The 23,061-nt window shown below is 70.3% G+C and carries 29 protein-coding genes and 1 tRNA gene; 21 read left to right on the forward strand and 9 right to left on the reverse strand.

The genetic code is table 11. The annotated features are described in order from the left end of the window. Positions 1-174: 174 nt before the first annotated feature. Both ACFZAM_RS02830 and ACFZAM_RS02835 read right to left on the reverse strand, forming a co-directional pair. Positions 175-4,197, reverse strand: a complete 4,023-nt coding sequence (locus ACFZAM_RS02830) for a PAS domain-containing protein (RefSeq protein ID WP_391042203.1) — start codon at positions 4,195-4,197, stop codon at positions 175-177. 286 nt (positions 4,198-4,483) lie between these two features. Further along, a complete protein-coding gene (locus ACFZAM_RS02835; RefSeq protein ID WP_391042205.1) occupies positions 4,484-5,083 on the reverse strand; it encodes an SSI family serine proteinase inhibitor in 600 nt (199 codons plus the stop codon). 180 nt (positions 5,084-5,263) lie between these two features. On the opposite strand from ACFZAM_RS02835, the gene ACFZAM_RS02840 reads away from it, so the two are divergent. Then, positions 5,264-5,357, forward strand: a tRNA-Ser gene (locus ACFZAM_RS02840). A 57-nt stretch (positions 5,358-5,414) separates the two neighbouring features. Here the strand turns inward: ACFZAM_RS02840 and ACFZAM_RS02845 are convergent. Next, positions 5,415-6,929 carry a tyrosine-type recombinase/integrase gene (locus ACFZAM_RS02845; RefSeq protein WP_391042207.1) on the reverse strand — a complete coding sequence of 505 codons (1,515 nt, stop codon included), beginning with the start codon at positions 6,927-6,929 and terminating at the stop codon, positions 5,415-5,417. After that, positions 6,926-7,756 carry a helix-turn-helix domain-containing protein gene (locus ACFZAM_RS02850; RefSeq protein ID WP_391042209.1) on the reverse strand — a complete coding sequence of 277 codons (831 nt, stop codon included), beginning with the start codon at positions 7,754-7,756 and terminating at the stop codon, positions 6,926-6,928. The genes ACFZAM_RS02845 and ACFZAM_RS02850 overlap by 4 nt, the downstream gene beginning before the upstream one ends. 91 nt (positions 7,757-7,847) lie before the next feature. Between ACFZAM_RS02850 and ACFZAM_RS02855 the strand changes: the two genes are divergently transcribed. The 11 genes from ACFZAM_RS02855 (at position 7,848) to ACFZAM_RS02905 (ending at position 14,900) form a co-directional block, all read left to right on the forward strand. Further along, entirely contained in the window at positions 7,848-8,075 is a 228-nt protein-coding gene (locus tag ACFZAM_RS02855) for a helix-turn-helix domain-containing protein (RefSeq protein WP_391042211.1), read from the forward strand. Beyond that, complete coding sequence (locus ACFZAM_RS02860) at positions 8,075-8,425, forward strand: DNA-binding protein (RefSeq protein ID WP_391042212.1); 351 nt, start codon at positions 8,075-8,077, stop codon at positions 8,423-8,425. The genes ACFZAM_RS02855 and ACFZAM_RS02860 overlap by 1 nt, the downstream gene beginning before the upstream one ends. Positions 8,426-8,616: 191 nt before the next feature. Further along, on the forward strand, positions 8,617-9,057 hold the full coding sequence (locus ACFZAM_RS02865) for a hypothetical protein (protein ID WP_391042213.1): 441 nt from the start codon (positions 8,617-8,619) through the stop codon (positions 9,055-9,057). Beyond that, complete coding sequence (locus tag ACFZAM_RS02870; protein WP_391042215.1) at positions 9,054-9,383, forward strand: hypothetical protein; 330 nt, start codon at positions 9,054-9,056, stop codon at positions 9,381-9,383. The genes ACFZAM_RS02865 and ACFZAM_RS02870 overlap by 4 nt, the downstream gene beginning before the upstream one ends. A gap of 80 nt (positions 9,384-9,463) precedes the next feature. Next, positions 9,464-9,772, forward strand: a complete 309-nt coding sequence (locus ACFZAM_RS02875) for a hypothetical protein (protein WP_391042217.1) — start codon at positions 9,464-9,466, stop codon at positions 9,770-9,772. After that, on the forward strand, positions 9,769-12,654 hold the full coding sequence (locus ACFZAM_RS02880) for a DUF3987 domain-containing protein (protein ID WP_391042218.1): 2,886 nt from the start codon (positions 9,769-9,771) through the stop codon (positions 12,652-12,654). The genes ACFZAM_RS02875 and ACFZAM_RS02880 overlap by 4 nt, the downstream gene beginning before the upstream one ends. Before the next feature lie 34 nt (positions 12,655-12,688). Then, complete coding sequence (locus tag ACFZAM_RS02885; protein ID WP_391042220.1) at positions 12,689-12,940, forward strand: hypothetical protein; 252 nt, start codon at positions 12,689-12,691, stop codon at positions 12,938-12,940. 208 nt (positions 12,941-13,148) lie between these two features. Beyond that, positions 13,149-13,475 carry a LysR family transcriptional regulator gene (locus ACFZAM_RS02890; RefSeq protein ID WP_391042222.1) on the forward strand — a complete coding sequence of 109 codons (327 nt, stop codon included), beginning with the start codon at positions 13,149-13,151 and terminating at the stop codon, positions 13,473-13,475. Between the two features lie 77 nt (positions 13,476-13,552). Next, complete coding sequence (locus ACFZAM_RS02895) at positions 13,553-13,822, forward strand: hypothetical protein (RefSeq protein WP_391042224.1); 270 nt, start codon at positions 13,553-13,555, stop codon at positions 13,820-13,822. Next, the gene (locus ACFZAM_RS02900; protein WP_391042225.1) at positions 13,807-14,130 is read left to right on the forward strand and encodes a hypothetical protein; all 324 of its coding nucleotides are present in this window, start codon (positions 13,807-13,809) and stop codon (positions 14,128-14,130) included. Before ACFZAM_RS02895 ends, ACFZAM_RS02900 begins: the two co-directional genes overlap by 16 nt. A gap of 77 nt (positions 14,131-14,207) precedes the next feature. After that, positions 14,208-14,900, forward strand: a complete 693-nt coding sequence (locus tag ACFZAM_RS02905) for a hypothetical protein (RefSeq protein WP_391042227.1) — start codon at positions 14,208-14,210, stop codon at positions 14,898-14,900. A gap of 130 nt (positions 14,901-15,030) precedes the next feature. On the opposite strand, the gene ACFZAM_RS02910 is transcribed toward ACFZAM_RS02905, so the two are convergent. The 3 genes from ACFZAM_RS02910 to ACFZAM_RS02920 all read right to left on the reverse strand — a co-directional run bounded on the left by ACFZAM_RS02910 (position 15,031) and on the right by ACFZAM_RS02920 (position 17,089). After that, positions 15,031-15,477, reverse strand: coding sequence for a hypothetical protein (locus tag ACFZAM_RS02910; RefSeq protein ID WP_391042229.1), 447 nt, complete (start codon positions 15,475-15,477; stop codon positions 15,031-15,033). Further along, positions 15,474-16,553 (reverse strand): hypothetical protein, encoded by a 1,080-nt coding sequence (locus ACFZAM_RS02915; RefSeq protein ID WP_391042230.1) that lies wholly within the window; start codon positions 16,551-16,553, stop codon positions 15,474-15,476. The genes ACFZAM_RS02910 and ACFZAM_RS02915 overlap by 4 nt, the downstream gene beginning before the upstream one ends. Positions 16,554-16,729: 176 nt before the next feature. After that, positions 16,730-17,089 carry a DNA-binding protein gene (locus ACFZAM_RS02920; protein WP_391042232.1) on the reverse strand — a complete coding sequence of 120 codons (360 nt, stop codon included), beginning with the start codon at positions 17,087-17,089 and terminating at the stop codon, positions 16,730-16,732. A 191-nt stretch (positions 17,090-17,280) separates the two neighbouring features. On the opposite strand from ACFZAM_RS02920, the gene ACFZAM_RS02925 reads away from it, so the two are divergent. Continuing rightward, positions 17,281-17,733 carry a hypothetical protein gene (locus ACFZAM_RS02925; protein WP_391042234.1) on the forward strand — a complete coding sequence of 151 codons (453 nt, stop codon included), beginning with the start codon at positions 17,281-17,283 and terminating at the stop codon, positions 17,731-17,733. After that, a complete protein-coding gene (locus tag ACFZAM_RS02930) occupies positions 17,730-17,888 on the forward strand; it encodes a hypothetical protein (RefSeq protein ID WP_391042236.1) in 159 nt (52 codons plus the stop codon). Before ACFZAM_RS02925 ends, ACFZAM_RS02930 begins: the two co-directional genes overlap by 4 nt. 234 nt (positions 17,889-18,122) lie before the next feature. Here ACFZAM_RS02930 and ACFZAM_RS02935 read toward each other — a convergent pair whose 3' ends face one another. Beyond that, positions 18,123-18,707 carry a hypothetical protein gene (locus ACFZAM_RS02935; protein ID WP_391042238.1) on the reverse strand — a complete coding sequence of 195 codons (585 nt, stop codon included), beginning with the start codon at positions 18,705-18,707 and terminating at the stop codon, positions 18,123-18,125. Between the two features lie 204 nt (positions 18,708-18,911). On the opposite strand from ACFZAM_RS02935, the gene ACFZAM_RS02940 reads away from it, so the two are divergent. The 7 genes from ACFZAM_RS02940 to ACFZAM_RS02970 all read left to right on the forward strand — a co-directional run bounded on the left by ACFZAM_RS02940 (position 18,912) and on the right by ACFZAM_RS02970 (position 22,108). Then, positions 18,912-19,448, forward strand: coding sequence for a hypothetical protein (locus ACFZAM_RS02940; RefSeq protein WP_391042239.1), 537 nt, complete (start codon positions 18,912-18,914; stop codon positions 19,446-19,448). Then, a complete protein-coding gene (locus ACFZAM_RS02945; RefSeq protein WP_391042241.1) occupies positions 19,445-19,858 on the forward strand; it encodes a hypothetical protein in 414 nt (137 codons plus the stop codon). Before ACFZAM_RS02940 ends, ACFZAM_RS02945 begins: the two co-directional genes overlap by 4 nt. 155 nt (positions 19,859-20,013) lie before the next feature. Further along, complete coding sequence (locus ACFZAM_RS02950; RefSeq protein WP_391042243.1) at positions 20,014-20,223, forward strand: hypothetical protein; 210 nt, start codon at positions 20,014-20,016, stop codon at positions 20,221-20,223. A gap of 5 nt (positions 20,224-20,228) precedes the next feature. Further along, on the forward strand, positions 20,229-20,765 hold the full coding sequence (locus ACFZAM_RS02955) for a DUF6879 family protein (protein WP_391042245.1): 537 nt from the start codon (positions 20,229-20,231) through the stop codon (positions 20,763-20,765). Beyond that, the gene (locus ACFZAM_RS02960; RefSeq protein ID WP_391042247.1) at positions 20,762-21,604 is read left to right on the forward strand and encodes a Scr1 family TA system antitoxin-like transcriptional regulator; all 843 of its coding nucleotides are present in this window, start codon (positions 20,762-20,764) and stop codon (positions 21,602-21,604) included. Before ACFZAM_RS02955 ends, ACFZAM_RS02960 begins: the two co-directional genes overlap by 4 nt. A 106-nt stretch (positions 21,605-21,710) precedes the next feature. After that, entirely contained in the window at positions 21,711-21,941 is a 231-nt protein-coding gene (locus ACFZAM_RS02965) for a hypothetical protein (RefSeq protein ID WP_391042248.1), read from the forward strand. Beyond that, positions 21,938-22,108, forward strand: coding sequence for a hypothetical protein (locus ACFZAM_RS02970; RefSeq protein ID WP_391042250.1), 171 nt, complete (start codon positions 21,938-21,940; stop codon positions 22,106-22,108). Before ACFZAM_RS02965 ends, ACFZAM_RS02970 begins: the two co-directional genes overlap by 4 nt. A gap of 441 nt (positions 22,109-22,549) precedes the next feature. Here ACFZAM_RS02970 and ACFZAM_RS02975 read toward each other — a convergent pair whose 3' ends face one another. Beyond that, positions 22,550-22,912 (reverse strand): hypothetical protein, encoded by a 363-nt coding sequence (locus ACFZAM_RS02975; RefSeq protein WP_391042251.1) that lies wholly within the window; start codon positions 22,910-22,912, stop codon positions 22,550-22,552. Between the last annotated feature and the right edge of the window lie 149 nt (positions 22,913-23,061).

Consider the following 23,061-nt stretch of genomic DNA (forward strand, 5'->3'; position numbering starts at 1 on the left):
CCGCTGGGGCGGGTGGTGACGTGCGGGAGCGCCGTGGCTGAGCGCGCCGCCCGCGCGCGGCGGCGGCCGCAGATCAAGCACAGTCCGGTGCCCCTTGAAGGATCGGCTCGCCGCCCGGGGGAGGGAACCGCGCTGGGGCCGCGCCCCCAACGACGGGGGACCTCCCCGGAGGGGTCAGGCTCCGATTTTGGCGAGCAAGTCGACGATTCGGGCCTGGACGTCCGGGCTGGTGGAGCGCTCGGCGAGGAAGAGGACGGTCTCGCCGGAGGCGAGGCGGGGGAGCTCGGCGGGGTCGATGTCGGCGGAGGTGTAGACGACCAGGGGGGTGTTGTTGAGGCGGGCGTTGCCGCGCAGCCAGTCGACGATGCCCTGGCGGCGGCGCCGGATGAGCATGAGGTCCATGACGACCAGGTTGGGATGCATCTGGGCGGCCTTGGACATGGCGTCGGTCTCGGAATCGGCGTGCGAGACCTGCATGCCGCGCCGTTCGAGCGTGGCCGCGAACGCCTGGGCGATCGGCTCGTGGCTCTCCACGAGCAGAACCCGCGGGGGGTGCTGCTCGCTGTCGCGCGGGGCGAGCGCCTTGAGGAGTACGGCCGGGTCGGCGCCGTACGCGGCCTCGCGGGTGGCCTGCCCGAGACCGGCCGTGACCAGGACGGGCACGTCGGCCGCCGCGGCGGCCTGCCGTAGCGACTGGAGGGCCGTACGCGTGATGGGCCCGGTGAGCGGGTCCACGAAGAGCGCGGCGGGCGGCTCGGCGATCTGCGCGTCGACCTCCTCGCGGGAGCGCACGATCACCGGCCGGTAGCCGCGGTCGGTCAGGGCCTGGCGGGTGGAGGTGTCCGGCTCGGGCCACACCAGCAGGCGGCGCGGCTCGTCGAAGGACTCCTCCATGCGGTCGTCGGCGATGTCGGTGACGTCGACCGCGCCATTGGGGCCGTCCAGCGGTTCGGGGCCCTCGGCGGCGCCCTCCGCGGGCGCGCCTATGGCGTACGCCCGGCCGCCCGCCTCACGCGGCACCGGCGGCTGGGACTTCGGAACGGGATCGGCAGCCGGGACCGGCCGCAGCAGCGCCGTCTCGCGGTCGTCGTCCGGCGCCGGGGCCTGGCCGGGGATCGCGGACCGGCCCGCGCCGCGCTGCGGCTGGGGTTCGGGGCGGCGGATGGGGAGTTGACCGCTGTCCGGGTCGGCCTGCGGGTGCTGACGGGCCTGCGTCTCGCCGCCGGGACCGTGCTGTTGCTGTTGCTCGGTCCGGCCGTTCTGCTCGGGCTGGCCGTTCTGGACGGGCTGGCCGTTCTGCTCGGGCTGACCCGGTTGTACGGGCTGCGGCTGCTGCGGCGGGTTCAGCCTGCGGCGGCGGCCGGAACCGCTCGCCGTCACCTGCGCGGGCAGCCCCGACTGGGCCTGCACCGCCTGCGTCTGGGTCTGCGGATCGCCCGCCTGCTGCCCGAACGGCATGCCCTGCCCGAGCGTACGCACGCTTATGGCACGGCCGTGGCTGCTCTGCGACGGGTCCTGCTGCGGCGCCGGGCCGCCGCGCTGCGGGGACGGTCCCGCCGTACCCGGTCCGGCCGCCGACGCGGCCGGAGCCTGCGGCGGCTGACCCTGGCCGGGCGACGGCGGCTGCGAGGACGGCGCCTGCTGCTGCGACGGCAGCGAGGTCGACGGCTGCGGATTCTGCGGCGCCGCGGGCCACGCGGTCGGCTGCGGCTGCGGCGGCTGCTGCGACGGCGCGGGCCACGACCGCGGCGGTACGGGTCCTTCCGGCTCCTCGTCCGCCGCCTGACCCGCGCTCTGTCCGGGGCTCGGCCAGGTCTGCGGCTGCGGCTGCCGCGGCGGCTCGGGCACGTGGCCCTGCTGCTGCGGTACGACGGCGGCGCCGCTGTCCGGCGCGGCGGTCTCGATGGCGCGGCGCGCGCGACGGCCGGTGCCCGCCTCGGGAGCGGAAAGCCCGCGCGGGTCCTGGCCGGGGCTCTGCTGAACAGGCGGCTGGACGGGCGGTTGGACGGGCGGCAGGGCGTGCGGGACCTGGGCCTGCGGAATCTGCGGCTGCGGAAGGTGGGTCTGGGGGAGCGGGCTCTGCGGTAGCCCCGCCCGCGCCTGCGGAAGCGCGAACTGCCCCTGCGGAAGCGCGGACTGCCCCTGCGGGAGGGCGGGTTGACCCGCCGCGCCCCCGGCGGGTTGACCCGCCGCGCCCCCGCCTCGTTCCTGCTCCTGGTCGTCGGTCCTGGCCCGCCGCGCCCTGCGGCCGGTGGGCTGCGCCCCGTCGGCGGGCGCGATCTCGCGCCCCGCGCCGCCGTTGCCGCCCGCGCTCCCGCCGTCCGACTCGTCGCCGGGCCGACGCAGCGCGCGGCGCCGCCCGGTCGGGGCGGAGTCCTGGTCGGGCGCGGCCGGGATCGACCAGGGCGCGACCGCCGCCCCGCTGTCCTGCGGCGCCTGCCGCTGGTGCGGTGCCCGCCGTACGCCGCTCCCGGAGTCCGGCCCGGTGCCATTGCCCGCGCCCGGCGCCGCGTTCGACCCCTGCCCGGTGGTCCCGCGCATCGGCTCGGTCGGCAAGGGCATCACGGTGGTCTCGGACTCACGCGGCTGCTCCGACGCGTCGCCCGACCCCGACGTACCCGAGCCCGTACCCGCGGCCGTATCCGTACCTGATTCCGTACCGCTTTCCGTACGGCCACCCGTGGCCGATTCCGTACCCGTACCCGAGGCGTCGGAAGCGGCGGCCGAGCCGTTCTTCTGACGGGCGCGGCCGACCGGGACCTCCAGGACGTACGCGCTGCCGCCGGGCACCTCGTGGGTCTGGAGCACGCCGCCGTGCCGTTCCACGATGCCGCGGGCGAGCGGGAGATGGACGGGGTCGCCGCCCGCGTGCGGGCCGCGGACGTCGATCCTTATGACGTCGCCGCGCTGGGCCGCCGCGACCACGATCGTCGAGTCACCGGCGTACGCGATGGCGTTGCCCGCCGAGTCGACGCCCGCGACGTCGGCGACGAGGTGGGCGAGGGCCTGCGCCATCCGCTCGGCGTCCAGGGACGCCTCGATCGGCGGCGCGTGCACCGCGTACTGCGCGCGTCCCGGCCCGATCAGCTCGACCGCGCCCTCCACGGCCGCGGCCACCACCTTGTCGAGCCCGACCGTCTCGCGCCGCAGCTTGTCCTCGCCGCGGTCGAGCCGCTGGAAGGCCAGCACGTTGTCGATGAGGGTGGTGATGCGGGAGTAGCCGGCGGACAGGTGGTGCAGGATCTGGTTGGCCTCGGGCCAGAGCTGCCCGGCCGGGTCGGCGGCCAGCCCCGTCAGCTCGCCGCGCAGTTCGGCCAGCGGCCCGCGCAGCGAGGTGTCGAGCAGCGCGCCGAGTTGCAGCGCGCGGGCGGCGAGCGCGTCGTACGCCGTACGGTCGGTGAACGTCATCACCGCGCCGACGAGCTGGTCGCCGTCCCGTACCGGCGCCGTCGTCAGGTCCACCGGCACCGCGCGGCCGTCCTTGCGCCACAGCACCTGGCCGCGGACGCGGTGCTTGCGCCCGGAGCGCAGCGTGTCGGCGAGCGGGGTCTCCTCGTACGGCAGCGGAGAACCGTCCCTGCGCGAGTGGTGCACCAGCGGGTGCAGCTCCTTGCCGCCCAGGTCGGTCGCCCGGTGGCCGAGGATCTGCGCGGCCGACGGGTTGACGAGGACGACCTTGCCCGCGGTGTCCACACCGACCACGCCCTCGGCCGCCGCGCGCAGGATCATCTCCGTCTGGCGCTGCTGGCGGGCCAGTTCGGCCTCGGTGTCGAGCGTGCCGGTGAGGTCGCGGACCACCAGCATCAGCAGCTCGTCGCCGGTGTAGTGGGGCGGCTGGGGCTCACCGAAGTCGGCGTACGGGGTGCGCGGGTCCTCCAGATTGGCGCTGGTGACCTCGACCGGGAACTCCGTGCCGTCGGTCCGCCGCGCCACCATCCGGGTCGGCTTCGTGCGGGTGTCCTCCGCGGCCTCGCGCGGGCTGCGCATCGAGCCGGGAATCCGCTTGGAGTCGAAGGAGGGCAGCAGGTCGAGCAGGCCCCGCCCCACCAGCGCCGTACCCGGCGACTCGAACGTCTCGATCGCTATCGCGTTGGCGTTGACCACCGTGCCGTTGACGTCGACCAGCAGCAGCGCGTCGGGCAGGGCATCGAGTATCGAGGCGAGGCGAGCAGCGCCTCTGGATGGCCTGCTGCTCACGAGACGCGTCCTCCCTGTTACCGCACGTGCCGCACTGTCCTGCGCCGCCGTTTTCCCGCGCTGATGTCCGCTCTTGCTTGCGCTTTCGTTTCCGCTCTTGTGCTGCCAGCTCTCACGGGCGGGCGGCTTGTCACGGGCGGCCCATCTTGCCGCCACCCCCGGGACATGTCACTAGACCGAGTGTACGGGTCGGGCCCCCTCGCGCGGCCCCGGATGTCCATGTGCCCCTTGGGAGCGGGGTGTTCGGGCGCCGCGTTCGGCCGGGGGCGCGCGGGTGTGGCGTACGTCACGAACGTACGGTCGTGTCCGTCCGCGTACCTCCGGCGCTCGCGTCGGCGCTGTTCACCGCGTCGCTCGCGGTATTCGCGCCGTTCAGGCCGTTCGCGCCGTTCGCGGCCGGGAGCGCGGGCACCATCCGCTGCCAGCGCGACACCTCGCAGCCGTTCGTCCTGCTGTACTCCTCGTCGACCGTCCGGCCCCGCCACACGCCCGTCACGTGGGCCGTCTGCGGTCCCCCGTAGATCATCGAGCACATCTGCCCCGCGGGCACCGCACGCTCCGGTCCCCCGATCTCCACGAGATGCTCACACGCCGGGTCGGTCTCCTCCTTCGCCCCGGCGGGGCCGCAGTCGAGGGTGTACGTCCGCGGCTGGGCGTCGGGCGCCGCCGCGTACGTCACGGTCAGGCGGCTCTCCATCAGCCGCTCGACGGGGGTGGGGCGCGGGACGCCGACCGCCGCGGCGCCGCCGGCGGCCACGAGGGGCGCGGCGAGGGGCGCGGCCAGGGTGAGGAACGCGAGGACGGTACGGGTGCCCTGGGGCGCGCGGGTGCCCTTCGGGGCGCGGTTCCGCGTCGTACGGGGTGCGGTGGCTCGGGGGTTTCGCATGCGCCCCTCCCTACCCGTGCGGGCCCGCCCGCCCCCGCAACCCACTCCTTCGTGGGCGCGTCCCCGCACTACCCCTTTGCCCTGCCCACCGGCGGCCTTGTACCGTAGTCTGCGATTGGTCGCGGCCCGCACGGCTGTGTCATCATCTGCACACGCGCCCGCTCACCCGGGCACGTACCAGGAGGCGTCGCCTAGTCCGGTCTATGGCGCCGCACTGCTAATGCGGTTTGGGCTTTACCGTCCATCGAGGGTTCAAATCCCTCCGCCTCCGCCACATGACCAGGGAGTTCGTGCCAATCGGCACGGGCTCCCTGAGTCGTCTCCGGGGTCATCATTTGCCCCCGGATGGCACAGTGCTGGCACCAACGGCCTTGAGGCGGTTCTGGCGCGGGATGAACGCGGCGATGCGCTTCGTGGCGTCCGCGGCCATCTCCTCGGCCACAACCGCGTACACGTCTTTCGTGAAGGAACTGGACGCATGTCCGAGGACTTCGCTGACGAATTTGTCGTCCACCCCGGCCGCGATCAGCATCGTGGCGGCGCCGTGACGCAGATCGTGGAAGCGGATCGGCGGAAGCGCCAGCGTCAGCGCCACCTCGACGGCCGCCTCCGTCGTGCGGTGCTTCCGGGCGGTCCGCTCGATCGACCAGCCGTCCTTGAGCACCCGCGCCCGCAGGGCCGCGTACCGCTCGATCAGGATGCGCAGGCGGCTCGACAGGTACTCCGGCTTCAGCGCGGTCCCGTCCTCGTAGCAGAACACCCGGCCGGCGTCCTTGTACGCCTCGCCCCACTGCATCCGCTCTTCGAGCTTCCGCCTGTGCCAGACCTTCAGCACCCGGAGCGTTTCGTCATCGAGCGGGATCTGCCGGTAGCCGGCCTCGGTCTTGGTGTCGTCCAGCTCATCATCGGACTGCGACTGGAGGATGTGCAGGCGCCGCCGGGACAGGCTGAGATCCTGCTCGGCCGCGCCCACCAGCTCGCCGCGCCGCGGACCGTAGTACGCATCGAGATGGAACGCCGGGTACAGCCGCTCGTCGGCCGCCTCGGCGAAGTCGAGGAACGCGCCGCACTGGTCCGATGACCACACCATAACCTTCGCCGGGATGACCCCGGTCTTCTCCCACTGCTCGACCCGCTCGGCCGTCCACAGCAGCGGCTTGGCGCGGCCCTGCTTCCGCTTGCCGCCCTTGGTCCGCCACACGCCGTCTGCGGGGTTGTCCGGCCGGATCTTGGACAGCTTCACCGCGTCCACCAAGGCGCCGTGGAGAACGGCGTGCACGCGACGGATGCGGCTCTCGGAGATCGGGCGGGAGTGCAGCCGCTTCCCGTCCCTGGTGGCCCGCGCCTCCTTCAGCCGACGCAGCACCTCGGAGCGGTCGCCCTGCTCCTCGGGCCGGTTGAGCTTTCGCATGGCCGCGTACAGCTCACGGAAGTGCTCGTCGGTCAGGTCCACGACCTTGATGTGCCCGAGGCCCGGCGCGCCGTACAGGTCGATCGTCTCGCGCTCGGCGTCCAGGGTGGACTTCGCCAGGCCCTCGCCGGTCTCGGCCTCGGACTTCCGCCAGGTGTACCGCCGTTCGAGGTACTGGCCGAACGTCGTCTTCCGCTCGTCGTGCGCCTTCGGGCTGGCGGCGGTGCCGAGCACCTTGCCGAGTTCGACCTTGCACTCCCGCTCTGTGTCGAACGGGCCGACCCGCGGCTGCCGGCGCTTCCCGTTGGCGGAGGGGGGTGCCTCGTAGCGGGCGTACCAGGCGCCGTGCCCCTTTTTGGAGAGGTCCGGGCACTTCTTGCCGAGCAACCTCTTCGTCTCCGGATCGCGGCACGAACAGGCTCGGTAGGGCTTCACTCGTCCTCATCCGACTCAGGTTGCAGCGGCTCGCTGGGGATGTTGGCTAGGGCTGTTTGAGTGGTGAGCGCCAACAGGAGGTTGTCGGCTGTCCACCGGGTGATGAACTCGTCGTCTGGAGGCGTCATCCCGAGACTTCGCATCTGTGCCCGCACGAGATCGAGGTCTTCCTCGATGCGTCGCAGACGCTGCTCGTGCAGCTTGAACCTCATCAGGTCGGCGGCGTCCGGGTCGGCTTCGACCCGGAAGGGTCGGACTGCTTCGCTCTCGCCGCTGGACATGCTGAGCACGATGCGCCGAAGCGACGTCTGCTCCTGCGCCCACTCAGCGACCAGCCGTGCATGCTCCCGGGTGAGGACGATGGGCGCGGCCCCCTCCTGCCAACCCTCCTCCGGGTCGTCGTACCACTCGGGCAGACCGGTGTTGGGTTCGGTCTCGCCTCGGGGGATGCGCTCCGACGGGAAGCGCCCCTCACCGGTGAACCATTGCAGCGCGTCCCATGTGTCGACTGCTTCGCCGGGGAGCACTTCCACGGTCTCTTCTTGGCCGACAGGGAAGATGAATAGCAGCGGGGGCGCCTGGAGAATCCTGGCGAGGATCAGCAACTCGGCAACGCTCAAGGCTGGCCGGCGCCCCCCCTCGAAGTTCGCCAGGACCGAGCGCTTCATGGGCAGCCCGTACTCCTCGGTGCAAATGTCGGCGAGTCGTTGAACGCTCATACCTCGGGCTAGGCGGTAGCGGCGAACCTCCCGAGCCGCAGTTGAAGCGATCCGGGCCTTCCATGCCTCGGTCTGCGCGAGCCGCGCCTTCTGCTCTGCCTCGTCCATGGATCCCCTTCTACACCCGCGTGACCGTTTGCACAGATGACAATACGGCCCCACCTTGACACCTACAACCCCCTCATGCACCCTTGGCAGCGTGACAAACGATCCTGCCGCAAGGCGGCATCTGAGCAAACAATCAGACTGTGACCTGACGCGGGGGGAGTACGCCGCTCTCGCCCGGGTGCACCGAGACACAGTGAAGCGCTGGGCGCGGCAGGGCATCGGGCCCAGGCCACGCAAGATCGGCCCCCGCCTGGTGCGGTATAGCCGCACCGAGGTGCTGGCCTATCTCCGCGATGGCGAGAGCCAGGAGCCGGCCTGATGTCCGCCTGGACGCGCGAGGCGGTCGAAGCCCTCGGGCCGACCATCAACGTGCCGACCGTGGCAGCGATCCTCGGGGTGAACCCGGAGACGGTCTACGCCGCGATCCGCCGCGGCGAGTGGACGACCACCCGTGTTCTTCGCCTCGGGCGAGTGATCAAGCTGCCGACCCTCGATGTCGTCCGACTGCTTTACGCACCCGAAGCCGGGGTCGCCGCACCCATTCCGGCCGTGCCATCTCCGTGTCAGCACGTCGAGAGTGTGCAGCTCAAAGGCACTGAACCGCAGTCTCAATGCGGTTGCAGGGTGACCCTGGTCGGGGCGGTTCGACCCCTTCGCGAGGTCACGTAGGACACCCCGCCGCGTCGGCGATTCGAGCGCCGACGAGACGGGGCCAGGAATGACAGCCCACCCAACAGCGAAGCCCCGGGCTCATCGCTCGCCAGCGACCCAGGGCTACGCATTCAAGAACGGACCATCACCGTGGCTCATCATTTCACGGTCACCCGGGCGAAGACCACCGCACGGCAGGCGGTGCGGCCGTGACCGACCCCGACTTTGACGAGATCGCCGCCGATCTGGCTTCGCCGTCCTCGGCCTGGCTAGGCGCCGTCCAAGAGGCACGCGCCGAACTTCTCCGCGAGCACCCCGAAGGCGTCGGCCACATCCAGATCGGGCACCGCGCATGGCAGAAGATCACGCCGATCCAGCGGGCGCACGCTCTCGACCCCCTGTTCCACGCCTACGTCCTGCGGGTCTACGACGAGGAACGGGCCGCCCAGCTCGGGGCGGCCGTGGACGAAGGCCGGTCGTACATCGAGCCCGACGACGAACACCTCCTCGCCGAGTCCCTGCTGGACGTCGATTTCTCCGACCCCGACGCCCAGGTCGACGGCGTCCTCGCCTCGGCCCTGTCGAACGTCCTGTCCGAACTGGACCTCGTCCGGCACCGCTTGGCGATGGCGACCAAGGGACCACGGTGAACGGCCGGGACCGGGGCCGCCTGTACGTCGCCTCGGCACGGCCGGGCCCCGCGGTGCGCGCCGTCCTGGTGATCCGCCTCAACGTGGACAGCCACCGTACGGCGCGGCTCCCGCGCCGCTGGCTCGGGGCGTACCCCCTACCGGCGGGCACGAACTGCCGCATCGACGTCGGGTCCGCCCGCTACTACCTCTCGCTCTGGAACGAGCTTCCCGACCTCGTGCAGCACTGCGCGTCCGTCGAGGTCGTCGGAACCGAGCCCGAGGGGATCGAGGCCGTCCGCCGCGAACTGACCAAGGTCGCCAACGCAGGGAGCTGCCTCGCGTGACCGCCAACTCCGCTCGCCGCTGCTCCCGCCCGACCAGGGCGGGGGCCCCGGCGCTCCCTTCTGGAGAAACGCGCGTGCCCATGAGCACCACCGAACAGCCCAGCCTGTTCCCCTCGCACGATGCTCCCGTCGTGGCTCCCCGCGAAGTTCCGACTGGTGGCCTGCGGCCGGCGGCGGCCCGGCTCGTTGCGAGCCGCAGCCCCGACCGGCTCGACCCCGAGGGGCGAAGCCTGCTGTTCCTCGTCGTGGACTGCCCGTTCTGCGACCACCAGCACATGCACCCCGGCGGTTACGTCGGCGCGCCGCGGGTCTGCCCGCGACGCTCCCGCTGCATCGGCCGCCCCGGCGGCGCCTACTACTTCCCATTCCCACAGGGGGTGCCGCGGTGACGACCGCCTCACAACAGCGCCTCACCGCCGACCCGTTGGTCATGCACATGTGGCTGACGCACCTTTATGCGGACCGGCCCGGCTACCTGAGCATGTGCTCCGACGCCGATGGGTTCGGTGGCCGCCGCTTTGCCACGGACGAAGACGGCATCAAGGCCGCAGTGGCCTACGCCGTGCAGCTCGACAAGCGCCGACCGAAGGGCATCTACGTCCAGGTCACCCCTTTGCGGCAGCGGCCGACCGAGGGGCGCGGCGGCGAAGACCTCGCGCACGCCCTCACGCACCTGTGGGCAGACGGGGACTTCGGGACCATCGGCCACAAGCCCGGCCTCGATGACCTGCCGGCACCTCCGGACAAGGACGCGGTGGCGAAGGTCGTCGCCGAGTCGGGCCTGCCGAAGCCGAGCGACTGGGCCGAGTCCGGCGGGGGCTACAACCCGGTCTGGAAGCTCGCCGAGCCGCGCGTGATCGGAGACGAAGAGGACCGTGGCCGCGTCAAGGAAGTAACCATGGCGTGGCAGGCCATCCTCGCCGCGCAGGCATACCGCTGCGGCTGGTCGTGGGACAGCGAGGTCGGCAACCTCGACCGGCTGATGAAGCTGCCCGGCAGCGTCAACCGGAAGGAGGGACTGGAGCGGCCTACGGCTGTCGGTCCCCCCGGCGGCATCATGTACCGGTTCGAGGACCTGGCCGCCGTCGCCGCGCAGCTCGCCCCTGGAGCATACGAAACCCTGGCGCAAGCGAGCCTGGAGAAGCAGCAGCGCAAGAACACCCGCAGCGGCCAGAAGGTGCCCCCGCCCCGACCGCCCCGGGACGCAAGGGCCCAAGTGCGCTCCGGCGACGGTCCTCTCGACGTCCTCGCCGACACCATGGAGTTCCGGGACGTCCTGCTGCCCGCCGGGTGGACCTACCAGGGCCAGCACCGCGACGGCCGCGAGGCGTGGATGCGCCCGATGACGGGCGGCGACAAGCCGAGCAGCGACTACAGCCTCCTGTGTGACGACCACGTCGCTGTCAACTGGTCGGAGCGCTCCGACCTCCCCTGCGGGGCACAGCCGCCCGGCGGCAAACTGACGGTCGGGCGTCTCTACGCCCACCTCAGCTACGGCGGGAACACCAGCGAGGCAGCCCGCGACATCATGCGCGCGGCCGGCGGCCACCAGGCTGGCCCGGCAGCGCACCTCCCGCGGCCAGTGCTGGATGAGGTCAAGAGGCGCTGCCTCACTGCTCGCGACGACGCGGCCGAACTCCGGGCGCTGATCGCCCCGGACGATGCTCCGGCCGTCGACTGGAGCGACATCGACCACTCGTCCGGGGCGACTTCTGTCATTTCTGTCAGGCACCCCCAGGGGGGTGAAGATAACTGGGAAGAGCCCATCTCGATCGACCGCCCTCAGCTCACCCCGTTCCCGGTGAAGCTGCTCGGCGGCGACTTGGCGGAGATCGTAGAAGCGGTCACGGCGCAGGTGCAGGTCGCCCCGGACATCCCCGGGATGATCGCCCTGGTCGCCGTCTCGACGGCGGTTGGCGGCCGTGTGCAGATCCGCATCCGCCCCGGCTGGTCCGAGGCCCCGTCGCTGTGGACGGCGACCGTGGCCGGTGCCGGAGAGCGGAAGAGCGCGGCAGAGGGGCCGTTCAGCGACACCCTGCGCGGCATCGAGAGGGAGTTGCAGGCGAAGGCCATCCCCGAGATCGAGGAGGCGGAGCAGGAAGCGAAGATCGCCCAAGCCCGCCTGGAGGACGCGGAGAAAGCCGCCATCAAGGCCCGGTCCGATCAGCGCGCGCTCAAGATGGACGAGGCCCGGCTGGCCAAGCGCGAGCTGGACTCGCTTCCCCCTGTCCCCGCGCCGCCCCGACTGCTGTTCGGCGACATCACCCCGGCCGCCATGCCCCTCAAGGCCGCGCTGCAAGGCGGGCGAATGGCGGTCATCCACTCCGAGGGCACGCTTATCAAGCAGATGGGCGGCCTGTACAACAGCGGCGCGTCCGACACCGGATTCGCCCTCGACGCGTACGACGGCAAAGCGATGCCGGTCGATCGGATCGGCCGCGACTCCATCCAGATGGACAGCGCGTACCTGTCGATCGGCCTGCTCGTGCAGCCGATCATCTTGGAGCAGCTCGGCCGCAAGAAGGACGACGAAATGCTCCACAACGGCTTCGTCCAGCGGTTCCTCTACGGCTTCCCGTCCTCCCGCCTCGGCTACCAGAACCCGCGTGGCTCCGTCGCGATCCCCGGGGAACTCATCGAACGCCTCCGGGACCGGCTCCGCGCGCTTGTCCACGGTCTGTGGAGCAGCTCGATGGTCAACGTGATCTCGTTCACCGACGAAGCGAGCGAGGCCATGTACGTCTTCCAGGAGCAGATGCAAGACCGGCTGCGCCGCGGCGGAGACCTGCACCAGATGGCCTCGTGGGCCAGCAAGCTCCCCGGGAAGCTCGCGCGGATCGCCGCGCTCATCACCCTCTACGAAGACCCGGCCGCGAAGTACGTCACTGCGGAACGGCTGGCTGACGCCCTCGCGATGGCCCCGTATTTCATCACCCACGCCCGACTGTGCTTGGACCTGATGGGCGCCAACCGCGACGCCAAGCTCATGCCGGCCCGCGACGTCCTCGACTGGCTGTGCAGGCGCAAGGAGGACAAGCGGCAGGAGTCGTTCACCGTCCGGGACGCGCAGCGCGGTGTCGACGGCAACGCGTGGGGCCCAGACGGCGTCACGTCCGAGGCCGTACAGGACGCGATCCACGTACTGGCGGACCGCGGGTGGGTCGTGGCGCTGCCCACTCCGCCTCGCCTAGATGGGCAGCGAGGACGCGCCCCCAGCCCCCGCTACCTGGCCCACCCCCTGGTCTGGGATGAGACATGGAAGAAGAAGTAGGTATCAGAACCCCTTTAAGGAGTGCCTGACAGAAATGACAGAAACACCTATCGCACACAGCACCTACGCCTTCGGTGACCCCGAAGTTCTCGCCCGCATGATCACCGAATACCGCTGCGGACACTGCCCCGGACGCATCGAACAGCTCTCGACCAACACCACGACCGGCCAGCTCCACGCCACGATCCGGCACAGCGACAGCTGCCCCGTCCTCACCGGCGTCCTCCCCCAAGAACCCGACCTCGTCCGCGCCGCCGCCGCGATCCCCGACACCTTCCGACCCTGACCAACCCCCATCACTCCGCCAAGTGGCGAAGTGATGGAGACCAGCACGTGCACCCGGTTCCCACCCCCACCACGCGCGCAATGAGAACTCGCGCCGGCCCCCCAGGCAGACCTCCACACCAACAGACCCGACCGAACCCCGTCCACCAAAAACCAGCCCTCACCAGCACAAACACCAACCACCGCCAGAACGTTGAAGGTGAAACACAGTGACCAAAGCCAGTCGCGGCTACCGACGCGGAGGACCCACCCCCTACGTCCGCGTGCCCTTCCACATCAAGGCCACCGAGGGCATGGCCGTCCTCCAGTGCGTTGCCGCCGGGCAGTCGTTCCGCCAGGCGGCTGCGCACCTGGGCATGTCGGCCACGACCGCTTGGCGGCGCTACTGGTGGTTGAACGACTACGACCTGCCCGCCCGCTGGGGTGCGAAGGACGGCCCGTTGCCGCCGCAGCGCGGTACGAAGGCGTGCCCGAGGGGGCGCCCGTACCTCCCGACGCTCGACGGGCCGGGCGGACCGCTCGGGGGGCCGCGGTGAAGCGGGAAGCGAAGGCCCGCGCGCTGCTGTCCGTGGCTGGCGGCCGGTCTGACGCGGCGACCGCCCGGGAGGTCGGGGTGAGCCCGGCGACAGTCTCGGCCTGGAAGAAGGACCCCGCGTTCGCCGCGGAGGTGGACCGGCTGAAGGTGGCGGTACGCGTGCGCCCCCTCGACCCCGAGGCGTTGCTCGCCGCCGTCACGGAGTCGATGAACCGGGTGGAGAACCCGCCTCCGGTGAAGCCACCGAGGCCCCGGTCTGTGCCTTCCAATCCGTGCCCGGAGCAGCGGGCGCGGATCACCGCGCGGTACCACGTCCGGGGGGAGGCAGGCCCGTGGGACTCGTTGTGACGGCCGCGCGGCTGCGGCTTCAAGTGGCTGTGCGCGAGGCGCAGGCGGCACTGGTGGAGGTCGTGGATGCCGCTGCGGAGTTCGACGCGCTGCGCACGGCGGACGCGGAGGGCGGGTGGGAGGTCGATGGCGGGGTGCTCCTCGCGTGGCTGGCTTACCGGGTGGCGGTGGCCCGGTACGGGCCGGGGCACCGGCTGGTGGGGCACCTGCGGTACTTCGCGGGTCAGCGGTTCGTGGACGAGCGCCCGGACGGGCTGTTCGCCGGGGTGGCCCGGCCGGGCGAGCAGTCGCCGACCAGACCGCCGTGACAGCCCGGCGCAGCAACGTCGTACGCCGCGGGTCGTCCTGGCCAGCGGAGACCGGATCGAGAGACGAGGAACCAACGATGTTCACTGAGGATCAAATCACCGCGGCCGAAGCGGAAGCTGCGACCGCGGAACGGGCACTGGAGGCGGCGAAGGCGGCGCTTGATGCCGCCCCGTACTCGGATGTCGCGGCGGGTCACTTCGCCACGGCGGCGCAGGACGCGGCGCGGAAGTCGGCCAACGCCCGGGAACTGCGGGAGGCCCTCACCGAGCAGGCCGCGGCCGTGCAGCTCGCGGCGACGCGAGAGGAACGGGAGAAGGCGGCTGGGAAGCAGATCACGGCCGCCGGCCGGGAGCTGGAGGCGGGGCACAAGGAGGTCGTCAGGCGCGCGGAGGCCGCGCAGCAGGCTCTCGCCGAGCTGATGGCCGCGGCGACCGCGTACAGCGACCTGACGGAGGCGCACGGAGGCGCGCTGCTCGCGCAGGGGCTCGACCTCGGCGCCGGTCAGGCGGGCGCGCGGGAGAGCTACGAGGGGTGGGAGGTCCGGGTGAAGGGCCGGTCGTACTTGTCCGTCGATCCGGGGCAGGTCTCGGCGTACGTGCTACGCCGGGTAGGCGAGGCTCGTCTGTCGGATATGCACTGGCTGCTCCCGAGGCTGTGGGCGACGTGCGTGACCTTCGAGGACCGGGCGGACGGGATCGCCGCCAGCCTGTCGAAGCCGAGGGTGGTGGCCCACGTGCCGCTTCCGGGGATTGCGGCGGCGGCATCGTGACGGGAACCGAAGCGTCCGGCTGAGCGCACCCGGTTCCCCAAGTGGGCTACCAACATCCGGACGGCCAACATCCGCGCGCGCGACCGCCCCGGCACCTTGGTGCCGGGGCGGAGGTGAATGGCTAGTGGACTCAGAAGTCCTCTGCGGGATGCAAGCGCCCTCGCGTATGGGCGAAGTCCGCCAGTCGTATGGCAGCGCTCATCTTGACCCTCTTTGACGCCATGCCGCGGAAGTCGATCGACGCATGCGCCGGTGGGCTATCCGGAAGTTCCGCGTCATCGATGCTACGAGCATCGACGGCTTCGGTCTCGGCCACTGAAACAGCCCACGTGCCAGCCGACTGATATCCGTCCTTGACATGTGCCTCGAACGCCTGCTGTGCCGTCATGAGGCTGCCCTGACGAGTGGACAAGCGGTCCTCGTCTCTACTGGTAGGGCGGAACACTTCCCACGAGGGCGCCCCCTCGTCGACGAGTTGCTTGGGGGCGGCCTGGCGCAGCAGTATCTCCTCGGGGTCGTCGATGAGCCGCTCGCCTTCGACGAGGGCAGGAGCACTCCGGCTGTTCTGTAAGGTCACGCCCCACCCCTGACGAATTGCACAATCCGGTCTTCGTCCATTTCCCGCAGTTCCAGCTCGTGGTCTTCTCCGGTCTCGGTGTCGACGATGAGAACGTAGACCCCAAGGGTGTTCTCGATCTCCACCGTCGCTGACCGATTGCCGATCTTCGACTGAAGAGAGATCCCGCCCTCGGTGCGCGGGTAGATGCGCAGGTTTATACCTGTCTCTTCGAGGCGATGGGCTAGGAGCCGAGCGGTCGCCACAGCCCCGGTCTGCGGCTTGGGGGATTCGGTATGCGGTCCCAGCCATCCGTCGTCAAGGGATGCCAGTTCGCCCAGTCGCTCGTCGATGCGGGAGTTGCGCTCAACCGACGTGATGGCAACCATGCGAACGGGATGCTGGTTCTCGTCAACTTCCGCCAGACCGGTGACCCGGATCTTGGGCCCTTCGTTCAGCGCGAGAGCAGACCGGAAGAAGTCGAATTGATCTTCCTCGAAGGGGCATTCAACTTGACTGCCATCATCGAGGCGCAGAGCAGCCACTAAAGCATTGATGTCGATCTTCGTCACTCGCCCAACCAGTTCGGTCTCAGCGAGAAACCGATCCGAGCGCAGCGGCATGAGGCGCCGCCGCACCGTCGGCGTGTACTCGACTCCGGTGTCAGCGCCAGGCGCTCGCAGTTGGATCGAATCACCATCGTGCAACGTCCGACCGAACCGGCCGAAGTACGGCAGCGCGGTCGACGGGAAGTCCGCGGGAGTGCTGCGCCCCATGAATGCTGCTTCGACCGCACGTTCGACTGCCGCTTGGGCTTGGGTCAGGAAATCACCCTGTTGGAAGTCCGCCGCAGGCCTCTCCAGCACCGCGGTGACGCATCCGTCGCGTACCGCCCCCAGGGACAACTGGAGTTTGTCTGAGAATCTGGCGGGCACACGCTCGCGGTCCGGGTGGGAAGCCTTGAACAGCCCCTTGGCAACCTCTACCAGCAGGTCCTGGTAGGCGACGAGCTCGGACAGTGCCGCAAGCGGCATCTGATGGTGGCGAAACCGGTCACCGTATAGATGCAGCTCAACGAAGGGTTCGGTGCCTGTCATGGTCGCCCTTCTCTGCTCGAATTTAGTCGCTCGTGCGCATGCATGCTCCCATGCAAGTACTGCTGACGCAGCTTAGGGGCCGCCACTGTCACCCGCCCGCGATTGCCGTAGATGACCGGGTGCCGCTGATCAAGGCTGCCTGCATCGATGCTGCCAGGGCTTCGTCCCGTCCGGTGTCAGCGGTGGTCGTAGCCCGAGGGGATCCCATCCTTCGCTGACTGTGCAGCTGTGCGGCCCCGCGCCACGTCAGGGACAGATGAGGAAGTGGCCCGGTCGCCGCGCGACGGCAGCGGCTTCAAATGCGCCAGCGGATGACCGCCCAGCGTCTCCGGGACCACCACCGGCCGCGCAAGCGGGCCGGACTCCGGCTCGCGATGAGCCAGCTCGTCGATCCGCTCGATGTCCGCGTCGGTGAAGTACACGCGGCGGTTGCCGAGCTTCTTGTGCGGCAGTTCCTTGATGTGCCGCTGGAGCCAGGTGACGGTCACGCCCAGTTCGACAGCGGTGTCTGAGTAGCCCAATCGACGCCTTGTCATGCTCAAGGTTCTCCCCGGCGGTAGATGGTCGTGATGAGAGAACCGTCCCCCCCTGCAACTGGCGATGAAGCGTCTGAGGTAAGCAGGGGCATTTCAATCCACCCGTACGCGTGGAGATCCGCAGCGGACACATGGGCATGGTTACAGCACGCCGTGCGGGCGCTGTGCTTATGCCGAAGAACGGGAATCCGATGCCTAAGAAGACTGAGCGCATCGCCCCCCTCCCCGCCGGCCTGTTCCCCCTCCTCAGCCAGAAGCAGCTGGAGACCTACTACGGGGTCTCCGCGACTCAGGTCCTGAAGTGGCTCGACATGGGGATGCCGGAGGAGCCCTACGAGGGCCGCGGCCGGAAGTTCGACCTGAGTGTCGTGAAGGCGTGGCACGCGGAGCACTCCCGAGTCGCGGACCGTATCCCGACGCGTGAAGAAGCCCTCGCAGACGCCCGGCGCGCCCTTGTCGCCGCCGCCCGCGTCCAGGCCACCCAGACGCCCCGCGAGGCTGCGGAAGCCGCCTGGTACCCGGGCCACCGCCTCGGGACGGTCGAAGCGATCGAAGCCGTGATCATCCGCCGCCGCGTGAAGCACTGCGCCGGCTGCGCCGCGATCTACGGCCCGCAGGCCGACGCCGCCGAGGCCATCGCGTGACCCGCGAGGAGCGCCGCGCGGTCCTCGGCGACGACGTCATCGCGTACATCAACGACTGCGCTGACGCCGCGCCGGACCCGACGCCGGAGCTGATCGAAGAGCTTCGCCGGATCCTCACGAACCCCGCGGGCCGGCCCGTCTCCGACCGGAGGTAGCGCGCGTGGGGCGGTGACGTCTGGCGGGCGGCTGACTATCTACCAGGTTAACTTGCACCGCGTCGAGCAGGCGCCCTGGCCGCGGATGGCCGGGGCGCCTGTCTGTCTCTGCTGAGCCGACCCGGTCTGCGCCGCCTCCGACCAGCCGTGGCGGAAGTGCTGACCGCCGGACCCGTGCACGACAAAGCCCCCAGCCATCGAGATAGCTGAGGGCTGCTTGCTGCGTTGGCGCGGTCAGCAGGCCGGGCCGACGGCCGCCTGTACCTTCTTCGGGCGCTTCGCAGGGGTGGCGTCCGCGTCGTAGCCCGGGTTGTCGCTCACCCACGCTGCCTCCGTACAGAATCCGGGGCCGATCGGCGACTCGTCGGGGAGCGTGTCGAAGGTGTCCTTGCATGTCGCCTGGTTCCAGTTGCCCACGACCTGTGCGCTGTCTGGGATGCCTGGGACCTTCATCCAGATGATCACATCTCGGATCGGCCCGCACCCCGTCTGGGTCGGCTTCACCCTGGCCTTCGGCTTGGCGGACGCTGTCACGGCCGGGGCGGTCGCCTTTGGCGCGGGCCGGGTGGTCGTCGCCGTAGCGGCCGTTGTCTCGGTAGCTGCCGGCGTGACCGGCGCTGCAACGGTCGGACTGGCCGACGGTGAGGCTGCCGCGTTGGAAGGCTTGTCCTTCTTCGCCGGGCCGGCCACCGCGCCGATGATGAACATCAGCACCAGGATCCCGACGACGCCGCCCATCGACCAGAGGGCAATCCCCTTGCCCCTCGACATCCGCCGGCGTAGACCGGGCTCCGACTGGCCCGGCTGCTGATACGACATGTCGCCCCCTGGAACGGTGCTCGGTGAGACGGGGAGCATCGCAGGCCGGGCGGCGGGCGCGAGGAGCCGTTGCAGTGCCGTGACAAAGACGATCGAGGTGATCGCAAACGGTCAGAAACGATCATCTGTCACAACTCTGTCACGCCCTCCCGGGCCATCCGCCTCACCTGCCACGATCCCCCCAACACCGCACCAGGGGGGACCATGAATCACCGCACCACCGCTGGCCTGCTCGCCGCTACAACGCTCGCCCTCACGCTCGCAGCCTGCGGAGGGGATGAAAGCAGCAGCGACAAGGCCAGCGCCGCCAGCAGCACCGGCAGCACGGTCGCGACCGTCAAGGCTCAGCAGGACACTGACGCCAACGCCGTGTACCGCACCATCCACGCCGCGGTCACCACCACCAGCCTGACCGCCGTCGTCACTGAAACCAACGACGGCAACCACCTCATGGGCCGGCCCCACCAGTACACGTCCGCCCTGAAATTCGCGGACAGCCGCATCAAGGCAGCCGACGTCGACGGCCTGGAGAAGGACGACGTCACCCGCGGCGGCGGCATCGAGGTCTTCGTCAACCACAAGGATGCCCAGGCCCGCGCCGACTACATCCAGAAGGTCACCCAGGGACTGCCCGCCCTGTCGGAGTACGACTTCGTCCACGGCAGCACCGTCCTGCGGATCTCGCACATCCTCACGCTCACCCAGGCCAAGGAATACGACCAGGCCGGGGGCAAGCTGTGAGCCGCTACGTCGCACCCCTGATCGCCGCTGCGCTCCTTGCTCTGACCGCCTGCTCGTCCAGCAATGACGACCAGCCGGACCCGATCGACACCGCGCTCTCCGAAGACATCCTCGCTAGCGTCGGACCCAGCGCCAGCATCCCGCCCACGCCGACCGGCGCCCACGCCGCCGCTTACCTCTCGGCCGTGAGGAGCATCGATCCAGAGCTCGCCGATACCGAGATGTACAGCGACGGCAGCCTCATCCTCGGCGGCCTCGACGCCTGCCAAGCCGTAGCACTCAAGACCCCGGCCCAAGCTCAGACGGAGGTCGTGACCACCAGGCTCACCACCGCCGACTGGACCGCAACACCGGAACAGGCTGACCGGCTCATTGCCGCAGCGCGCAAGGACATCTGCCCAACCTATTGAGGGCGCTTGCGCCTCTGCCGCAGCTTGCGATGAAGATCTATGCGTCCTGTCACGGGTAGCCGTAACGCGGGCAGGATTAAAGGCACTCTGTCGCGTCCTGCGGTTGCGCAAATACCGTGCGGGCATCGGCACGACCGAACCGAGAGGGGACCGCTATGGCCCGCCGGCTGCGCATGATCGGCACCACGTCCGACGACGGCAACTGCCCGACCCTGTACGAAGACCTCGATACCGGAGAGATTCTTGTCCAGGGTGACACCGTCACCGATCCCGAGGACGTGGCCCAGCTCCGGGACGTCGCCCCGCACGAGGGCTTCGTCATCGTTCCGCGCGAGCTGCTGACGCGCTTCGCCCCGAAGGAGTAGCCGGCGTGCCCGACCTGGTGCCGTTCTCGGACATCGCCCACCTGTTCACCGACTTCGAGCAGACCGCCCGGCGGTTGGAGTCCCGCCGCGGGTACGCCGTCGACATCGGCACCCCGAAGTGGGAGCTGTGGAAGGTCGGCGGCGACCTCGGCTACAACCCGGGCCACCCCTGGCACGCCAACGTCCGCGCGCAGACCGGGCAGGGCAAACGGTTCGAGCGCGTACGGACCGTGGACTCACCACCCACCGAAGGACAGCGCTTCCTCATGGCCAGCGGGCGCGGGAACGTCGAGGCGGGGGAGGAGATCCGCCACCTGCCGCGCGCGGCGGCCGATCGCATGGGCCTGCCCGCTGAGGACTTCTGGCTGTTCGACAACCTGATCGTCGTCCGTATCGTCTTCGACGGCGACGACAACACCCTCGGCGTCGAGGTCCGCGACGACCACGCCACTGTTGCCGCAGCACGGCGCATCTGGGCCGCGGCCTGGTCTGGCGCAATCAACTCGGCGGAGTTCGCGGCGCGGGTACCTTCCAGCATGTGAGCACCGATTTCCAGCAGGCCCGGGTGGCGCTCGGCGTGCGGCTGCGGGAGCTGCGCGTCGACGCCGGGCTGTCCGGCCGGGAGCTGGCCGGGCGGTGCGGGTGGCTGCCCTCGAAGGTCTCGAAGCTGGAGAACGGCAAGCAGACCCCGAAGCCCGATGACCTCGCCGCGTGGGCGCAGGCGGTCGGCCGGCCCGCGAAGCTCGCCGAACTGAAAGGCCGGCTGACCGGGCTGGAGGTCACCTACCGGTCGTGGCGCCGCCAACTGGCCACCGGGCACCGGGCCCGCCAGGAGATCGCAGCCGCTGAGCACCTGAACAGCCGGGTGATCCGCGCCTATGAGGCCACCGTGATCCCGGGGATCTTCCAGACCGCGGACTACGCCCGGCACGTCCTCACCCACAATGCGGACCTGCGGCAGACTCCGCGCGACACCGAGGAAGCGGTGCGGGCGCGCATGAAGCGCCAGGCCAGCTTGTACGAGCCCGGCCGGGAGTTCCGGGCCCTGGTGTGGGAGGGGGCGCTGCGGGCCCGCGTGTGCCCGCCTGACGTCCTCGCGGCGCAACTGGACCGCATGGCCGGGCTGATCGGCCTGGACACCGTGCAGCTCGGCGTCGTGCCCTTCGAGGCCGCCCTGACGATCACCCCGCGCCACGGGTTCTGGATCTATGACGAGCGCCTGGTCATCGTGGAGACGCTGAACGCGGAGATGTGGCTCGATGATCCGGCGGACATCGCCCTGTACGGGAAAGCCTGGGAACGCCTCGACGCCGCCGCGGCATACGGGCGAACCGCACACTTCCTGATCGCCCGTGCACGTGCTGCCCTCGACACCGCGTGAGCAACCCCGTGCACCTGCCGCAGCCCTGCGAGCAATTCGGAGCAACCTCTCGATAGTGCAGCAATGTTGCGTCCTACGGTCCTGGTAACGACACCAGGGGGTGCCCGTGCAGGAACCCGCGTACGCCACCACGGCCGAGCAGCGCCGCGCCCACGACACCGTTACCCGACTCCGTCACCTGTTCGCCGAGCTCGGCCTGGCCGACGACCAAGTGCGGCAGATCCTCCCCGTCACCGACATGCAGCGCCGGGCGTATGTGCGCCTGGGGACGCTCACCGTGGACGGCGCCGAGAAGGTGGCCGATGCCATCGAGCGGGCCATGGAGCGGACCTCATGAGCACCGCCACCCGGACTCCAGCGGGCACGTGCGTGCGCTGCCAGGAACCCGTACCGGCCGGGCAGGGCGTGCTCGTCCAGGTTGACCAGGGCACCGCTGCGGCACCCGATGTGCTGATCCACAAGCGGTACTGCCAGCCGGCGCCCGTCCGCCGGAGCAACGGGTGAGCGGGCCCGGCGGGGTGTGGCTCGACACCGGGACGGGGCCGAAGCCGATCTCCGTGGCCGCCGTCATGGCCGAGGGCCGAGCGCGGACCGCCTACCAGGCGTACCTCGACCACAAGCCCAGGTGCCCGCAGTGCCGGCGGACCACCTTCCGGTGTGACCGCGCCGGAGCCCTGTGGCGGGATTACGTGGACGCCCGGGAGCCAGGCCACTAGACCGGGCCGTGGGCGGGACGGCAACTGCCGCTCGCGGCCCGCTGCCGTGCGGTACGGCACCCCCTCACCAGCCGTACGGCAGTAGACGGGCCCGCACCGGATAAGCCCCCCAGGCTTCCCCGGTGCGGGCCTCCCCACTCTGTACAGACGACGTATGGCAGGGGACACAGGGTCGTTTCGCGCCCTGCTGCTGAGCCTGCTAGGACGCAGACCACGGCCGCAGTTGAAATTAGTCCTTCTTATGGCCCGGTAGCCGCCAGCAGCGCTTGACCTTCGGGTCGCCGACAATCACGACTTCGGCCTTCTTCAAGAAGCCGTCCTCAGCGGTAGCCAGGGCCTCGGCAGCTGGGTGGCCACTCGACCAAGCGGGTTGCGAGCCAAGACTCAGCTGGTTCAGCTGTTCGGTGATCTCCAGCACGCTTGCCTGCACGGCCTCCGGCCCGAGGATGGCAATGTGCCGCCGCGCGCGACGAACATCTGCCCGGGTCGCAGTGACAGCGTCAAGCAGACCGCGTTCGGGATCGTCGTCGCGGCCACGCCGCCAAGCCTCACTAGCCATGTCGTGAGCATCCATGGCGGCTAGCAGCGACACATACGCCTCCTGTCGCTGTTCACGCAGCCAACGCCCGTCCTGGCGTCTTTGGACCCACCACGCTGTGAGGGCGGTCGCCGCGCCAGTCACAATTACATTCGCCGTTCCGAATGCCACGACGACGGTTTGAACGCCCATAGCTCCAGAGT

It is taken from the genome of Streptomyces sp. NPDC008079 (genome assembly GCF_042957385.1).
Classification (GTDB): Bacteria; Actinomycetota; Actinomycetes; order Streptomycetales; family Streptomycetaceae; genus Actinacidiphila.

Bases quoted from the DNA above. Each gene is read 5' to 3' on its own strand.
- ACFZAM_RS02970 (WP_391042250.1), top strand. From the start codon at position 21,938: ATGAGCACCGCCACCCGGACTCCAGCGGGCACGTGCGTGCGCTGCCAG.
- ACFZAM_RS02935 (WP_391042238.1), bottom strand. From the start codon at position 18,707: ATGTCGTATCAGCAGCCGGGCCAGTCGGAGCCCGGTCTACGCCGGCGG.
- ACFZAM_RS02920 (WP_391042232.1), bottom strand. From the start codon at position 17,089: ATGACAAGGCGTCGATTGGGCTACTCAGACACCGCTGTCGAACTGGGC.
- ACFZAM_RS02835 (WP_391042205.1), bottom strand. From the start codon at position 5,083: ATGCGAAACCCCCGAGCCACCGCACCCCGTACGACGCGGAACCGCGCC.
- ACFZAM_RS02850 (WP_391042209.1), bottom strand. From the start codon at position 7,756: ATGGACGAGGCAGAGCAGAAGGCGCGGCTCGCGCAGACCGAGGCATGG.
- ACFZAM_RS02905 (WP_391042227.1), top strand. From the start codon at position 14,208: ATGTTCACTGAGGATCAAATCACCGCGGCCGAAGCGGAAGCTGCGACC.
- ACFZAM_RS02875 (WP_391042217.1), top strand. From the start codon at position 9,464: ATGAGCACCACCGAACAGCCCAGCCTGTTCCCCTCGCACGATGCTCCC.
- ACFZAM_RS02915 (WP_391042230.1), bottom strand. From the start codon at position 16,553: ATGACAGGCACCGAACCCTTCGTTGAGCTGCATCTATACGGTGACCGG.
- ACFZAM_RS02885 (WP_391042220.1), top strand. From the start codon at position 12,689: ATGACAGAAACACCTATCGCACACAGCACCTACGCCTTCGGTGACCCC.
- ACFZAM_RS02950 (WP_391042243.1), top strand. From the start codon at position 20,014: ATGGCCCGCCGGCTGCGCATGATCGGCACCACGTCCGACGACGGCAAC.
- ACFZAM_RS02860 (WP_391042212.1), top strand. From the start codon at position 8,075: ATGTCCGCCTGGACGCGCGAGGCGGTCGAAGCCCTCGGGCCGACCATC.
- ACFZAM_RS02940 (WP_391042239.1), top strand. From the start codon at position 18,912: ATGAATCACCGCACCACCGCTGGCCTGCTCGCCGCTACAACGCTCGCC.
- ACFZAM_RS02925 (WP_391042234.1), top strand. From the start codon at position 17,281: ATGCCTAAGAAGACTGAGCGCATCGCCCCCCTCCCCGCCGGCCTGTTC.